General features: G+C 44.9%; 16 protein-coding genes. 7 read left to right on the forward strand and 9 right to left on the reverse strand.

Annotated elements, in window-relative coordinates:
* Positions 1-163: 163 nt before the first annotated feature.
* The gene (locus R7M92_RS01250; RefSeq protein ID WP_005383527.1) at positions 164-859 is read left to right on the forward strand and encodes a VC0807 family protein; all 696 of its coding nucleotides are present in this window, start codon (positions 164-166) and stop codon (positions 857-859) included.
* A gap of 73 nt (positions 860-932) precedes the next feature.
* Here the strand turns inward: R7M92_RS01250 and R7M92_RS01255 are convergent, their stop codons facing one another.
* Together R7M92_RS01255 and R7M92_RS01260 are read right to left on the reverse strand one after the other, a co-directional pair.
* Complete coding sequence (locus R7M92_RS01255) at positions 933-1,925, reverse strand: zinc-dependent alcohol dehydrogenase family protein (RefSeq protein ID WP_149191685.1); 993 nt, start codon at positions 1,923-1,925, stop codon at positions 933-935.
* 88 nt (positions 1,926-2,013) lie between these two features.
* On the reverse strand, positions 2,014-2,829 hold the full coding sequence (locus R7M92_RS01260; RefSeq protein WP_025768697.1) for an AraC family transcriptional regulator: 816 nt from the start codon (positions 2,827-2,829) through the stop codon (positions 2,014-2,016).
* Positions 2,830-2,940: 111 nt separating this feature from the next.
* Between R7M92_RS01260 and R7M92_RS01265 the strand changes: the two genes are divergently transcribed.
* Complete coding sequence (locus R7M92_RS01265) at positions 2,941-3,633, forward strand: MOSC domain-containing protein (RefSeq protein WP_005383543.1); 693 nt, start codon at positions 2,941-2,943, stop codon at positions 3,631-3,633.
* 65 nt (positions 3,634-3,698) lie between these two features.
* Here R7M92_RS01265 and R7M92_RS01270 read toward each other — a convergent pair whose 3' ends face one another.
* Together R7M92_RS01270 and R7M92_RS01275 are read right to left on the reverse strand one after the other, a co-directional pair.
* The gene (locus R7M92_RS01270; protein ID WP_031780833.1) at positions 3,699-4,937 is read right to left on the reverse strand and encodes a DEAD/DEAH box helicase; all 1,239 of its coding nucleotides are present in this window, start codon (positions 4,935-4,937) and stop codon (positions 3,699-3,701) included.
* Positions 4,938-5,201: 264 nt separating this feature from the next.
* Positions 5,202-6,203: an arginine deiminase-related protein gene (locus R7M92_RS01275; protein WP_005383547.1), complete on the reverse strand. Its 1,002-nt coding sequence runs from the start codon at positions 6,201-6,203 to the stop codon at positions 5,202-5,204.
* A gap of 404 nt (positions 6,204-6,607) precedes the next feature.
* On the opposite strand from R7M92_RS01275, the gene R7M92_RS01280 reads away from it, so the two are divergent.
* Positions 6,608-8,458 (forward strand): ABC transporter ATP-binding protein, encoded by a 1,851-nt coding sequence (locus tag R7M92_RS01280; protein ID WP_005374597.1) that lies wholly within the window; start codon positions 6,608-6,610, stop codon positions 8,456-8,458.
* Between the two features lie 592 nt (positions 8,459-9,050).
* Positions 9,051-9,758, forward strand: coding sequence for a DUF445 domain-containing protein (locus tag R7M92_RS01285; RefSeq protein WP_005383549.1), 708 nt, complete (start codon positions 9,051-9,053; stop codon positions 9,756-9,758).
* 102 nt (positions 9,759-9,860) lie between these two features.
* On the opposite strand, the gene R7M92_RS01290 is transcribed toward R7M92_RS01285, so the two are convergent.
* Together R7M92_RS01290 and R7M92_RS01295 are read right to left on the reverse strand one after the other, a co-directional pair.
* A complete protein-coding gene (locus tag R7M92_RS01290; protein WP_005374595.1) occupies positions 9,861-10,337 on the reverse strand; it encodes an Lrp/AsnC family transcriptional regulator in 477 nt (158 codons plus the stop codon).
* A 292-nt stretch (positions 10,338-10,629) separates the two neighbouring features.
* Positions 10,630-10,878, reverse strand: a complete 249-nt coding sequence (locus R7M92_RS01295) for a hypothetical protein (protein ID WP_005374593.1) — start codon at positions 10,876-10,878, stop codon at positions 10,630-10,632.
* A gap of 359 nt (positions 10,879-11,237) precedes the next feature.
* On the opposite strand from R7M92_RS01295, the gene R7M92_RS01300 reads away from it, so the two are divergent.
* Positions 11,238-11,771 carry a GNAT family N-acetyltransferase gene (locus R7M92_RS01300; protein ID WP_085569453.1) on the forward strand — a complete coding sequence of 178 codons (534 nt, stop codon included), beginning with the start codon at positions 11,238-11,240 and terminating at the stop codon, positions 11,769-11,771.
* Positions 11,772-11,789: 18 nt separating this feature from the next.
* Positions 11,790-12,224 (forward strand): hypothetical protein, encoded by a 435-nt coding sequence (locus R7M92_RS01305; RefSeq protein WP_017820067.1) that lies wholly within the window; start codon positions 11,790-11,792, stop codon positions 12,222-12,224.
* 91 nt (positions 12,225-12,315) lie between these two features.
* On the opposite strand, the gene R7M92_RS01310 is transcribed toward R7M92_RS01305, so the two are convergent.
* A complete protein-coding gene (locus R7M92_RS01310; RefSeq protein ID WP_005374587.1) occupies positions 12,316-12,555 on the reverse strand; it encodes an RNA recognition motif domain-containing protein in 240 nt (79 codons plus the stop codon).
* A gap of 148 nt (positions 12,556-12,703) precedes the next feature.
* Here R7M92_RS01310 and R7M92_RS01315 point away from each other — a divergent pair, with 148 nt between their 5' ends.
* Positions 12,704-13,237 (forward strand): GNAT family N-acetyltransferase, encoded by a 534-nt coding sequence (locus R7M92_RS01315; protein ID WP_017820066.1) that lies wholly within the window; start codon positions 12,704-12,706, stop codon positions 13,235-13,237.
* 124 nt (positions 13,238-13,361) lie between these two features.
* Here the strand turns inward: R7M92_RS01315 and putP are convergent, their stop codons facing one another.
* Positions 13,362-14,855, reverse strand: a complete 1,494-nt coding sequence (gene putP / locus R7M92_RS01320) for a sodium/proline symporter PutP (RefSeq protein WP_005374582.1) — start codon at positions 14,853-14,855, stop codon at positions 13,362-13,364.
* Between the two features lie 136 nt (positions 14,856-14,991).
* Complete coding sequence (locus tag R7M92_RS01325) at positions 14,992-15,699, reverse strand: 1-pyrroline-5-carboxylate dehydrogenase (protein WP_318132531.1); 708 nt, start codon at positions 15,697-15,699, stop codon at positions 14,992-14,994.
* Positions 15,700-15,708 lie beyond the last annotated feature (9 nt).

The raw sequence follows: 15,708 nt of genomic DNA on the forward strand, positions 1-15,708 counted from the left end.
ACAAAAAGTAGTCAATCATGTAAACTAACTGGCTATGCTCCGGTCTATTTCATAAGTCGTTACACAACTCGACGCTTTAACGCTTTACATCAAGCGCGACTAGATGAACACTTCTTGTCAAAGTACAATAACAGCCGACATAGAGTAGAGTCAGTAAAACATTATGAGTAACACGACGGCGAAAAAGCCGAATCCCTTATTTGAAATCCTTTTCAACGTATTTATCCCTTCCTTCATTTTGATGAAGTTTAGTGGCGATGAGCATCTAGGGACAGCAATGGCGCTGGTTGTCGCTTTGCTATTTCCTATCATTTATGGCGGTATGGACCTTGTCCGTAACAAGAAATTTAACTTTATTTCTGCTCTGGGCTTTATCAGTGTTCTACTAACTGGTGGCATCGGCTTGTTAGAGCTTGATACACGCTGGTTAGCACTAAAAGAAGCCCTGATTCCTGGCCTGATCGGTTTAGCGGTTTTGGGTTCAACGTTTACCCGCTACCCGCTGATGCAGAAGTTAGTACTGAATGACACTGTGTTGAACCTCGCGTTGATTAACCAACGTTTAAAAGAAAATGGTAAAACCGATGCGTTCGAACGTTGCCTTATGTCTTCTAACTACCTGTTTGCAAGTACTTTTGCGTTCTCATCTGCAATGAACTACTTCCTTGCGACTTGGATTGTGACTAGCCCTTCTGGTACTGCTGCCTTTAACGAAGAGTTAGGAAAAATGACGCTGTACAGTTACCCAATGATTGCCATCCCAAGTATGTTGATGATGTTCGGTATTTTTTATTACATTTGGCGTCAAGTACGTGCGATGACATCGCTCGAAACAGAGCAAATCTTCCATCTAAAATAGCCCAATCATTACAAGTAAACCCATAAAAAAGGGAGGATTTTATCCTCCCTTTTCTCAACAGGCTCACTGTAATTCACAGCGTCAAAATGATTTTTCCTGACACTGCTGACGAGCGTCGCTCAACCATTTCAATCGCTGTTTGAAAGTCCTCTAACGGCAGATAATATGCAACGTTTAACTTTATGTCGCTGCTAATAAAATGTTCTAACATTTCAGCGAACACCGTCTTTCTCCCGCCTTTACCTACCGATTCTTCCCAATACCGCAAAAAGAATGTACTAAAGTCGATGTTGTTGGCCTTCATCGATTCAAAAAACTCAGGCGTATAAGGCGTTAACGACAATGTTCCGTAGTTGATGTATTGGCCGTTTTCTTTCAAGGTACGAATAAGATCCGTGCCAGCCTCACCACCTATCGCGTCCAGAGCGACCGTTGGTTGTGGCAGTTGGCGCGTTTGCAGCTGCGCTTGTAAGTCTTTCTTCGCGTCCAACACTGGAATGGTATCGTACGGATACTCGTCTCGCTTTGAGGTCACAGCAATCAGTGCAAAACCCAGTGAATGGGCGAGCTGGGCAAATATCTTACCGATCGCTGACCCTGCTGCATTGATGATCACCACATCGTCTTTGTTCAACTTAGCTACTTTAGTGGTGATCACCCACGCGGTTAACGCGTTGATGTACAACTGACAGGCATAGCCGTTCTCCAAACTCTCAGGTAGCGGAAAAAGATTCTCAGGCGAGGCATCTATGTAGTATTGCCAAGTACCACTCATCGCCACCAACACCTTTTGCCCAACTTGAAGGTCAGTTTGACCAACTGCACTGACTTCCACCACACGCCCAACCGCTTCAAATCCCGGCACGCGAGGTGGTACGTGAACGCGGCGGTATTGCCCAACACCATGAATGGAAAGCAAGTCACTTGGGTTAATATTGGTGGCTTCCAGTCGCACCCGAACCTTGCCCTGAGCAAGCGGTTTGAGGGGCTCTTTTTCCAACGACAGCGACGTTTTGGGTTGACCAAAACAGAATTGATTCACTCGAGTATTTATCGTTGGTGCCATTGTTATTCATACCATGTAATTGAAATTCAAAAAGGAAGTTTCGCGACTTCTACTCAAAAGCATTAAGTGAAGTCGAAGCTCTGTATTTCTACCTGCGCGATGCGCCGTTCACTCTAAACTGTTGTGGCGTCATATCAAAATAGGCTTTAAATGCTTTGATGTAGGATGAGTCATTTTGATAACCCACTAGGTCTGCAATGGCTTGGATTGGCAACGATTCATCTAACAAAGAAAGCGAGTAAATTAGCCGAATTTGTTGCCGCCAAAGTAGAAATGAAGTGTTGAATTCCTTGGCGAACAGCCGTGATAAAGTACGCTCAGACGCCCCAATTTTCTCCCCCCACTCTTTTAGCGAACAGCTCAACGCTGGCTCGTCAGTTAGTCGCTCGAAAATCAGTTTTAGTCGTCTGTCTTGTGGCAGCAATAACTGAAATGTCTGCACGTTGCGTTTCAAAATTTGATCATGCAGCACCGCCAGTAAATGCAACACTTCTTCGTGGCTTGTCTCACCTTCACACAGTCTGCGGATCTCTTGTAAAAGCTCATTTAAAAACGACGTTAAAGCAATGGTTCTCACTTGTGGCTCGTACGTCGCACCAAACTCAGGGTTGAGGTAAATGCCAACAAATATCGTATTGCTTAGAGCAATCGACTCGTGTTGAACACCCGCAGGAACAAATAACGCAGAGGTGTGTGGAACCAAGTGCTGATAATGCTCCGTTTGTGTTTGCAATAACCCTTTGATAGGAAAGATGATTTGATGCCAAGTGTGTTGATGCAGCGCATCAATGTAACCTTTTGGCATGTCGATGGTTTTCACTAAAACAGGAGAATGGGGATTCGCGGCCATCATCTCATTGGAGGTGACGACGCCTGACTTCGAATCAATTTGGCGAGTTAGCATTGTTAGTTGTCTTTTCATCCCTACACCGACACAAGTTTACTAGGCTATCATGCTCCGCATCGCGAATGAAGATAAACACTTTATCTCTCATTCAAATAATAAGGAGGTTATATGAAGAAAATCGGCGTCGTAAAAGCTGTGCTAGCAGGGAAAACCGTCCCTTATGCTCATGGAGTGCAAAGCGCAATCAACAAACAAGTGCTACCTGAGCGCCAGCACGCAACAGAGCTTGGCTTTACCAGTGATGAGCAAGGTGATCCGCGCTTTCATGGTGGCATTCAAAAAGCGCTTCATATTTACCCAAGCGAGCACTACCCAATCTGGCAACAAGAATTAGGCAAAAGACCAATTTTCCAATCCGCCGGCGGCTTTGGCGAAAACATCAGCTCCGAAGGCGTCACCGAATCCACGATTTGCTTGAAAGATAAAATTCGCATCGGCTCAACACTACTGGAAGTGTCGCAAGGTCGCATGCCTTGTTGGAAACTTAACGTACGTTTTGACCAACACGACATGGCGAGAAGACTGCAAGATACGCTTCGAACAGGCTGGTATTTCCGAGTGTTGGAAGAAGGCGATATCGGTGCAGGTGACGAGATTATTCTGTGCGAAAGACCTTATCCAGAATGGCCACTGGCTCGCATCATGGGCGCGGTTTTCACTGGCTGTTTAGATAGAAAAGAACTCACTAAGCTGTCTGAGCTGCCGTTAGTCGAGTCTTGGGGCAAGTTGGTCGAGCGCCGCCTAGAAACTGGCGAAGTTGAAGATTGGGAAATGCGCTTGGTTGGCCCAACTGTGGGTTAACACCCCAAAGTAAAATTTAAGCCACGCTCTGAACCGACTATGCCGTCAGAGCGTGTTTTTTTGGTTTACTTCGCACTCGGGGCTGGGCGTTTCGACTTACCTTGGAACTGCTTAATGCTCTTCTTAGCATTAGTTCGGCGGTTGGCTTTTTTATCGCGTGGCGCGCGTTTGCTCTCGCCAGTTGATGGCTTATCCGTTACTGGAAAACCTGCCAGATCTTGCACTGGTAATGCACGTTGAGTCAGGTGACGAATCGCGCTTAGTGCGTCCATTTCACCATGACAAACCAATGACATCGCGACACCTTGTTCGCCTGCGCGAGCGGTACGTCCTACTCGGTGAACATAGGTTTCTGCATACATTGGCAGTTCAAAGTTGATCACTACAGGTAATTGCTCAATGTGAATGCCACGCGCTAGTAGATCGGTGGCAATCAACACCTGAATTTGCCCAGATTTAAACTGCGCCAGTGCTTCTTCTCGCTCATCTTGACTCTTATTGCCATGCAACGCATTGGTTGAGATGCCCGCTTTATTCAGCTTCTTCGCTAAGCCATCGGCGTTCTCTTTCGCACCAATAAAGACTAATGCCTTAGTCCACGCGTTTTTTTGAATCAGTTCAATCAATGCCTTGGTTTTACTGCCTTTGTTGACGAGGTACAGCGTTTCAGCAATATCTTGGTTGGTGCTGTTTTCTTGATGCGCTGCAACTTGCTTTGGTGCCTGCATAAGCAGCTTCGCTTTACCCTTCAACTCATCTGAAAACGTTGCCGAGAACATTGCGGTTTGACGCTGGTTTGAAATCAGCCCCGCAATATTTTGCACGTCAGGCCAAAAGCCCATATCCAACAGACGATCCGCCTCATCCAACACTAGGTAATGGATATTGCTTAAGTCTAAACCGTTGTTTGCCAGATCAACCAAACGACCTGTCGTCGCGACAAGGATATGAGGATTTGTCGCTAGCGCCTGCTGTTGTTGCTCTTTATCAACGCCGCCACACAAACACACTGCGTTGAGTTCAAGAACTTGACCAACTTGGTTAATTGCTTCACTCACTTGCATTGCCAGCTCACGAGTTGGCACAAGAATCAGCGCTTTTTGCTCTGGATTGACACCCAGCTTTTCCAACAAAGGCAAACCATAAGCAAGGGTTTTGCCGCTGCCTGTATTTGCCAAAGCCAATAGATCTTGACCAGCCAACAGCTCAGGAATGGCCAACGCTTGAATATCGGTCGGTTTCTTGAAGTCTTTTGGCAGGGCGTGAATCAGCTCAGAACTCAATGAGAGAGTAGAAAATGGCATCAGCGAAACCTTGTACTTTTGGTTGAAGAGGCAATAAAAACAATGAAGATGCGGTAAAACGCAGGCGCGGACTTTACCACAATCTGCTAGGTGAACCATCCTATTTTAGGCGCTTAAACCAAGCGTCGCCTACGCAAATCTTCAGAAAACTAAAAAGCGCAAAAAAGCCGTTAGTCTGTACTGCCACAGAGCTAACGGCTAAAAACCCTTGAAGAGAACGCTTCGTCAGCCTTTCACTGCGGCTGAAAAGAAATGTGCAGTTTATTAAAGCACAGCTTTACGATTCGGTAAGAACACTTCACCCAACATGCAACGAACCGAACCACCACCAATAGATTCTATGGTAGAAACGTCGAATGGCAGCAATTTACCGTGCGTTGCCAATTGGTTTCTTTGTGCTGGTGAGAATGCATCGTACGCCGATTGCGACATCGCAATCACCTTGTCGCCGTTGATCGTTTCCAGTTGCAGAATGTTACCGCAGAACTGGTTCATCTGTTCAAGCGAAATTGAGATGACTTGCTTGTCTTTGGCGAGTGACTTCATTACAAAACGACGCTCAAATTCTGGGATCACTTCGTCACAAATCACGCAAAACTGTTCGCCAACCGCCATCATCACATTGGTGTGATAAATCGGCGCACCAGACGGCAAACGAGTTTGGAAAGAAATCACTCGTTCATAGCCAATACGATCGGCGTAATCTTCTAAAACCAGACGATCACAACGTTGTGAGAGTGCGGCATAGACCGTTTTATTTAGGTGGTCAAACACCATCACACCCGTGCTTTCTAAATACGCTTGCTCGTCAAGATATTCAGTTAGACTGCTGCGTCGATGAACTTCTCGCCCTGCTTGCGCTAGTGCTGCCACAAGCGCATCGGGACGTACTTCTTTTTGACGGTTTTCACAGGCCATTGGAAAGGTGTACAACGTGCCATCTGGCGTAGTGCTAAACCAATTGTTTGGAAATACCGCGTCTGGCGTCGCAACATCTGAAGTTGGATAATCAAACTCAACAACTTGAACGCCCTCTTGACGCAGCGTTGCAACCATACTCGCGAACTCGGCCATTACTCGACGTGAGACTTCTTCTTGGCTGAGTGACACTTTATGTTGGAACTCATTATCTTGTGCGGTTTCTTCATTAAAACGAAACTCTTTCGGTGGCACCATCACTACGCAGTTTGCGGTTTGGCGCTGAGCACTTTGCGTGCTTTCTTCTTTCCCATTAGCAAATTGGGTCACTGATTCGTGTAATAGCATCCAATATATTCCTTATCACTAGAATGAGGAGATTGTAAATTTATTGTTAACTTCAGTTTTGCTGTTTTGACAATTAATTTAATTGCACAAAAGTGTTTTTTGCTGCATTAAGTTTATTTTTCCCTAAATTTTATTGTCACTTTGCAGGTTTAAGATTTTATGGCACCGTGATGAACATGATAAGAATTCATCATAAGAATCAGAACCATAGACAATCACACTCATAACCAACTAGTTACATTTAAGACACAATCGGTTAGACTATTTTTTCGCCCCTCTCGTCAATCGGTCTGCTTTATCGAGGAGCAGGCAAAAAACTCTCATACACGCGGTTTCGTCCAAAGCAGCGTGAATCGATGGATTTAGCCACCCCAAATGGCACTGTTTTAACTTTAGGATGAGTTATGTTTAAACGATTTGAAGGCTTTACAGAGCCGTTCCCCAAATCTACACCGGATCAGCCTCCTTCAGGGATGTTCGCTTTTCTGCGTTATTACACTCGTGGTTATGAAAAGCCTTTGATCATCATGTCTTTGATGGCCACAATTGTGGCTGTTGTTGAGGTAATGTTGTTTGGCGCCATGGGACAATTGGTTGATTGGTTGTCTACCAGCAATCCAGAAACGTTCTTACAAGACAACAAATCGGATTTGATTTTCTACGGAGCCTTATTGCTGGTTGTCATGCCTATATTGGTGATCTTGTACTCGTTGCTCGTTCATCAAACGTTATTGGGCAACTACCCAATGTCTATCCGCTGGCTTGCACACCGGTATTTGCTCAATCAAAGCTTGAACTTCTATCAAGATGATTTTGCAGGTCGAGTCGCAACGAAAGTCATGCAAACCTCATTAGCTGTGCGCGAAACCGTGATGAAAGCTATGGATGTGTTTGTTTACGTTACGGTTTACTTCACCAGCATGATCATTATGTTAGCGACGGCAGACTGGCGTTTGATGATCCCAATGATTGTCTGGCTACTCGCTTACATCGCTATCCAAATCTATTTTGTCCCTAAGCTCAAAGACGTCGCTTCAGCACAGGCCGATGCACGTTCGACAATGACAGGGCGCATCGTCGACAGTTATACCAATATTCAAACCGTCAAACTGTTTTCTCATAGCCAGCGCGAAACCCAATATGCCGAGCAAGGCATGAAAGGATTTTTGAATACGGTCTATCGTCAAATGCGCCTAGTGACCGGCTTCGACGTCGCTGTAGAGATCTCAAACTATATTTTGGTCTTTTCCGTTGCTGCTTTATCTATTTACCTGTGGTTGGATAGTGCCATTAGCGTTGGCGCGATTGCGATTGCTGTTAGTCTTGCATTACGCGTAAATGGTATGTCGATGTGGATAATGTGGGAAGTTGGCGCCCTCTTTGAAAACATGGGAACCGTTGTCGATGGAATGAAAACACTCTCTAAGCCTATTGATATTAAAGATAAACCAGGTGCAAAAGACTTGGTTGTCACTGAAGGAGGCATTCACTTTGATAACGTCAGCTTCCATTACGGTGAGAACAAAGGCGTAATTAGCCATCTCGATCTCAACATCAAACCAGGAGAGAAAGTAGGCTTGGTTGGGCGCTCCGGCGCCGGAAAATCGACTTTGGTGAACTTGTTACTTCGTTTCCACGATGTCGAAGACGGCAGCATTAAGATCGATGGACAGAACATCTCAGAAGTCACACAAGACTCTTTGCGTTCAAAGATCGGTATGGTGACCCAAGATACTTCTCTGCTACACCGTTCAATTCGAGACAATATTTTGTATGGCAATCCAGATGCGACAGAAGAAGATTTGCTGAAAGCCACTAAGCAAGCGCATGCCCATGAGTTTATCGAAACTCTGACCGACCCATTTGGTAATGTCGGATACGATGCGCAAGTTGGTGAACGTGGTGTGAAACTGTCTGGCGGCCAACGTCAGCGTATCGCAATATCTCGTGTGCTACTCAAAGATGCACCATTGCTGGTATTGGATGAAGCAACATCGGCTCTAGATTCAGAAGTCGAAGCAGCGATTCAGGAAAGCTTGAATGAATTAATGCAAGGGAAAACGGTTATTGCTATCGCTCACCGATTATCGACCATCGCACAAATGGATCGCCTCATCGTGCTAGATAAAGGCAGCATCGTTGAACAAGGTTCTCATCAAGAACTCATTGCGAATAACGGCATTTACGCCCAGCTTTGGGCGCATCAAACTGGCGGATTTATCGCTGAAGAACTAGACAATCAACACGCTTCTTAACGAGTGATAAGCTCAATAAAAACGGCGCTTTAAGCGCCGTTTTTTATTTAAATCCATGGCTAGATGCTCATATAGCCATTGTGGTTTCTCATATATGAAACACTCTCCATGATAAAGCTCACACTTTTTCTGCTAATATACCGCCTCGTTGCGTATCCATTGCAATGAACACAATACAGAGTATTGAGCCGTCTTCATTTGTCATTTCACTTTTTGAGAAACAGCTATACTCAATAGATGGCTTAGTTATTATATTAACAATAAGGTAATTAGCTTATGTGTAAATGTGGTTCAATGCAGATCGTACAACTCAAACCAAGTTGGGCTGACAAGCTATTTGGCTACTCAGAAAGATGGAAATGCCAACTTTGTTGTAAGATCTACCGCATCTAAAATTAAAAATAGAATCTTAGTTTTTCTAAGAAAAAGCAGTGGCCCGACAATGATTGTCGGGTTTTGTTTTTCTGAACATTCATTTTTTGTCCCTTCTCTACAAGACTACTCATCACGGCAAAACCTAGCATCTTAATGTGACTTAGGTATAGAATCAGGCCCACTTATTCTTTCCGATATTCATATATAACTGGTCACTATGAACAAAAGTTTGCTAACGAATGTCCTCGCTATCGCTTTGATGGCTGGAGGTCATCAATTACAAAACGACTATCTTTGGTATGCAGGGCTGTTTGCGTTCTCAGGCGCCATCACCAACTGGCTTGCCATCCATATGCTGTTTGAGAAAGTGCCTGGATTATACGGTTCTGGCGTGATCCCCGCACGATTTGAAGAGTTTAAACTGGCTATCAAAAACCTGATGATGGAACAGTTTTTTACTGAAGCGAACATTGACCGATTCTTGAATAAAGAAATGGCGGGCGGTGTGAACATCGATCTTCAACCAGTAATTGAGAAAGTAGATTTAAATCCAGCATTTGATTCCCTAGTGGAAGTAATTGAAGGTTCTCAGTTTGGTGGCATGCTAGCGATGTTTGGCGGCTCGGAAGCGCTACAACCCATGCGCCAACCTTTCGTCGAAAAGATGCAAGAATCCATCATTGAGTTGAGCAAGAGCGATAACATCAAAGAAGCACTGAAAGAGCAATTCGAATCTCCTGCAATGATGGATGAGATAAAGCAGAACATTGAAGGTATCATCGATCAACGTTTAAGCGAATTAACACCGGCATTAGTCAAAGAAATGGTGCAAAAGATGATTAAACAGCACCTTGGCTGGCTAGTCGTTTGGGGCGGTGTTTTTGGTGGTTTAATTGGCGTTATCAGCACCTTTATCGGGGCATAATCGCTCACCGATTTATTAAAAAGGAGCTTCGGCTCCTTTTTTAATCGTGAAAAAGTAATATACCAAGCCACGCTAAATAAGGAGGATCAACACATGCCTCGCCTAACCAAGGAGCTCGGGATTAACACCAAATCCCGTTTTATGTTCTTCTATGACCACTTCACTACGAGTTTGAATCACGCCCGGAAGCGTGCCTAACTTGCTCGACATAAACTCCTGATACGCTTTCATGCTCTTAACACGAACTTTTATCATGGTATCGAAATCTCCAGAGAGCGAGTAGCACTCTTCAATTTCAGGCATCAATTCCACCGCTTTCGCAAACTTTTCAAAAATAGAAAAACTGGTTTGGTCTAAACGAATATGGATGAATACTTGCACATCCAGCCCCAACTTTTCCGCATTCAACTCCGCATGATAACCATTGATATACCCTTCTTTTTCTAGTCGCTTTACACGGTCAGAACATGGAGAAGTCGTTAAGTTAATCAGCTTTGCTAGTTCTACAACCGGAATTCTGCCTCTCGAATGAAGCACTCTCAAAATATGTAAATCAATCCGGTCCAATTGATAACTCATTAACCCACTTCCTTGTAACCACTTAGAAAGCATCACATTAATCGTTGCTCAAACAATTGCAAACCATCAAATGCACAGCATGTGAAATTCAGCAGAGAATAACCAGAAAACAACGAAGGAGGGAAAGAGCTATGATTATTGCCGCTCACTTAGTAACCGTGATATGAAGAGAAAAAGCAACCTAGCGGCTCCCGCGGAGTCGCAAATTTGAAAGCGCATGACACGCCTGTATAGATATGTCGTTCGGGCAACACTGCCCTATTTAGCCATTAATCATGGCTATCACTCAGAATTAGAGTGCGGCCGATGTATGCCGTGTAGGATGTGGAACAACCTCTCCAATTGCACGATGATTACAACAACGGCAGTAGTATTGAGGCTCCATCTCGTAATAATGTTCACCTGATACAAATTTCGCCATCAGCTGTGTAAAACTCACCATTTTGCCTGTTAACGAGTCAACAGACTGAGGCTCGCAACGCTTCATAATCACTTTATGTTGCGTTGATTTTCTACAAGCTGCGCAATATATATCCGGCATTTCTCTTCTCCCTACTTTTTTCGTCCTACTGACAATTGACATATTTTGTTCAAAATAATTCCACAATTAAAAAGCTCCTTTAATTTTTTGTGCCCTATCTTCAAAAAATTGAACGAAAGTATCAAAAAACTGAGACATTGGTCAGACCTCAACTTTTGTACCATCAATATGAGCAAACGTGCTTATGTGTGTAATAATACGACACATTACACATAAGCAATTGTTCGGGCTTATTATTTAGTAAGGCGCATGACAACTACACGCCTGGCTAGATCGAGCTTTCGAGACGCCTTGTTATCTCGATTTACCCCGCAAACCAGTTGCTAGCAGCTATAGCCGTCTCATCAAGGAAGAAATGCATGACGATACAACCGATTCTCACTACCGAAAGACTCGTCCTCCGGCCATTCAATATCGATGACTGCCAACAAGTGGCTTTACTCGCTGGAGATAAGCGAATTGCCGACATGACAGCAAACATCCCTCATCCTTATGAGCGACCGATGGCGCAAGCATGGATAGATAGGCACGATCCGATGTATCAGCAGCATCAAGGCGTGGCGTACGCTATTACCTTGCGAAACACCGGGGAGTTACTTGGTGCAGTGAGTTTACCGCGTATCGAAGAGGGCTACGGTACATTAGGCTATTGGGTTGGCGTGCCACATTGGGGGAAAGGCTATGCATTCGAGGCCTCCAAAGCCTTACTCGAATTTGCTCGAATGCACTTTGAGTTAAACGGAATAACCGTGATGCATTTGGTGGACAATCAGCGTTCTAAATCGGTGATCCAAAAACTAAATATCCCTTACATCGGTGACAAAACATTGCGCATGCAAGGCAAAGAACGAAAGGTTTGTGTCTACCAACTCACGTTCGTCGCTTCTGAATAAAGTCGAGGAATATGTCGGATGATCATCCATGAAACTTCACAAAATCTGCCCAAGAACAACCCTTTCTTGCTAGGAACTGTATTGTTGTCGCTGTTCTATTTTTCCTACCTAGCAGACAAGATCGTCGAGTTTGGACTCGTAGCACTCACAATAATAGGATTGAAACTGCTCTCAACGTACTTCACGCGCCGCGCGTTCAATCCTAAAACGCTAGATATCGATGCAAGCACCAACACCTTGAAGTACCGCCAGGGCTCAACGGTTTACTTCCGTCTACCTCTTGATGACATTGTCAAAGTCCAAATACAGAAAGAGTTCTTCTCTAGCAAAAGTTTGATGCTCTACACAGTCAACGACGCTTACCAAGTGCCGAATTCAGACAATTTCGATTCTCTACAGTTAAAGGATTTAATGAAACAACTTGAAGAGAGAATTGATGATCAATCTCGCTAAAACGAAAAGAGAAGACATTCTAGAATGTTGCCAATTTGGTCTCTAAATAGAAAGACAAAAAAGCCAGCAATAACGCTGGCTTTTCTCTGTATTAGTCTTGTGCGACTTTCACGCGAATTTTGCTTTTTTCTACGTTCGTCAAATTCAGTGCTTCAAGAGCAGAAATGGCTTCTGCTTCGTCCGGCATGATGACAAAACCGAAGCCTTTCGACAAACCCGTGTCTTGATCAAGCACTAGCGAACACAGTTCTACTTTGCCGTACGCTGAGAATAATTTGCGGATATCTTGCTCGGTCATGTGACGAGCCAAGTTTCTTACTAAAAGTTTCATAATGAACCTAGTTGGTTTGATAACGGTTCGATTCTCTCAGTTTCTCTCTGGCAAACCAAGTGAATAATATGACGGCGTTGACTAGATCATTCTAAGTACATCTGTTTAAATGATTTTCCGTTCATTTTTCACCCATAGGAGAGTCGGCATGGAAACGAAACGTCTCAAACTCATCCCTGCTTGTTTAGAACGAGCCGAAGAGGCGCATCAAGCTGTCGTTCGCAGCCAAAAAACTCTCGAAGTCTATCTGCCGTGGGTACCTCATGTGCTGACATTAGAAGCGATGATAGAAGGGACAGAGAAAGCCATCGCAAACTTTGAAAACTTCGAAGAAGAGCTGCGTTACTACATCATTGAAAAGGAAAGCGATCGCTTACTGGGTGCGGTCGGCTTGATGATTCGAGATCCCGACGTACCGTCCTTTGAGATAGGTTATTGGTTAGATAATGCTGCCGTTGGCAATGGTTATGTTGCCGAGGCTGTGCTCGAAGTTGAGCGCTATGCGTTTGATGACTTGGGCGCCAAGAGAATCGCAATTCATGCTGATAGCACCAACCAAAAGAGCCGGGCTGTAGCCGAGCGCTGTGGTTATGAGTTCGAAGGTGAGCTCAGAAACGAACGTCTGACTACATCGGGAGAGCTGAGTAACACCGTTATTTACGCCAAAATTCGTCGCGACTAACACTCCAATCTAACCGAGCAATGCTAAGCTCTGATCTCAAGCTACCGCCACTAACGTTAATTAAGTTTCAGATAAAACAAAGCCCGCTAAAATAGCGGGCTTTGTGTTCATATACGGGAAGTTACTAGTCTAGTTCAACCAGTTTTTTCTCGAACGACTGGTGTTGGTCTAACACGTCTTGCGCAGCACCGCCCGTTGCTTTACTTACCACAATGATAGCAAGCGTAGAGAAGATGATGCCCGGTACGATTTCGTACACATCAAACCAACCGCCAGTTAGCTGCTTCCAAACCACGATAGTGATACCACCAACAAGAATACCTGCTAACGCGCCGTTACGGTTCATACCGCTCCAGTAAAGGCTAAGTACAACCGCAGGACCAAATGCCGCACCAAAACCAGCCCAAGCGTAAGATACAAGACCGAGTACTGAGCTATCAGGCGTCATCGCTAGGAATAGCGCAACAAGCGAAATAACGATAACACCGATACGACCAATCATTACGATTTCTTCAGAAGACGCTTCTGGCTTGAATACTTGCTTGTAGAAATCTTCTGCAAGCGCTGAAGATGAAACAAGGAGCTGTGAGTCAGCGGTACTCATTACCGCCGCTAGGATTGCTGCTAACAACATACCCGCAACGACAGGGTGGAATACTGCGTTAACCAATAGCATGAAGATCTTCTCACCGTCCTCTAGTTGAGTACCCGGATGACCCGTAACCCAAACCAGACCAACAAGACCAACAAGCATTGCACCAACCATAGATAGTGCCGTCCAAATCACTGCGATACGACGTGCAGTCGTTAGATCTTTGTTTGAACGAGACGCTTTAAAACGCGCTAGGATGTGTGGCTGACCAAAGTAACCAAGGCCCCACGCCGCTAGAGAGATAATGGCAATCGCAGACAATGGTTCGCCTTTCGCGTCATTCCATAGCGTTGCAAGTTCTGGGTTGATGTCATGTAGATCAGAACTTAGCTGACCTAAACCACCGTCCATTACCGCTATAGGAACAATCATTAGCGCAGCCGCCATTAGCAGACCTTGCACTAAGTCAGTCCAAGATACCGCTAGGAAACCACCGAATAGTGTGTAAGAAACGACACACACCGTACCGATGATAACAGCGTAGGTATAATCTAGACCGAATACCGTCTCAAACAGTTTGCCCCCTGCGACCAAACCTGAGCTGGTGTAGAAAAGGAAAAATAGAAGAATGAAAAACGCAGAGATTGTCTGAATCAGTTTCGACTTATCGTTGAAGCGACGTGACAGGAACTCTGGCAACGTTAGCGCGTCAGTTTGGATACTGTAGGTACGGAGGCGTTTTGCACTGATGAGCCAGTTTGCCCATGTACCAAGAAGTAGACCGCCGGCTAACCAGAAGGCCTCGATACCCGCAGCGTACGCATAGCCAGGCAAGCCTAGCAGCAGCCAACCACTCATGTCTGAAGCACCTGCAGATAATGCAGCAGGCCACGGACCTAGGCTACGGCCACCTAGGAAGTAGTCAGATGAATTGGAAGTCCTCTTATACGCGTAAACGCCAATAGCAACCATAATCAGTAAATACGCCACAAAAGTGGACGTGATAGCAAAGCTATTTTCTATCATTAGATAGTCCTCGTTATAATTATTTCCTTCCTTGCCTGCCCTGATATTTTACCGTCTCAGCAATACATCAGAGTATAAAAAACCAATCTGGACCGGCTCTCAGTCCAGTTACTCCAGATTGGCATTACAAGTCAGGTTAGTGAGTTTCGTTCCCCAACTCGAGTAGAGTTGCGTTACCACCCACCGCGGTAATATTTATCGTTCGAGTGCGCTCAGTAATGAAGCGCAACGAGAGATGAGGATCATGAGCCAATTTCGGTGACTCTAAATCCGTTTCAGAAACTAAGCCGACGATTGCACCGTCACGCTTAGCTAGTTGAAGATTGAGCGCATGCTCAATCTGTGAACGCCCAACATAACCCACACTACGTACATCGCTCTCAAGCAACGGGACAGACGCATCGTACGCAACAACCTGGACTAAGTTAGATGGGAAGTTTGCCAACGCTACAGCTTGCTTAACCAATTGGTTTAGCTCTGCATTGTCACTGCAAACGACCACACTGTTGCCTGCAATTAAGGCACAGGTGATCATCGCAAAAGCACTGTATAACGCATTATCAGCAGGCTCGATGTTGTTTTCACAAATCACCAAAGCCACACCGCGTCCTGCGGCATACAGTTCGTTAGTTTCCCCTGTAGGGCCAACTAACTGGTGAGTTTCTGCAAGAAGAGCTGATGCTTGTTGCAAGTGGTAAGAAACCACCTTGGCAACGGTAGACTGCTGCCCTTCTAGTGCAGATTTAAATGCCAGAACATGCTCGCATTTGTAATCAAAATCAGTCAGATTCCACTGCTCCCACGCAGAGAATGCATCTTTAAAATAGGTGATCTGATGAACCATAATGCGACT

This window comes from Vibrio sp. Vb2880 (assembly GCF_033337975.1).
GTDB lineage: Bacteria > Pseudomonadota > Gammaproteobacteria > Enterobacterales > Vibrionaceae > Vibrio > Vibrio alginolyticus.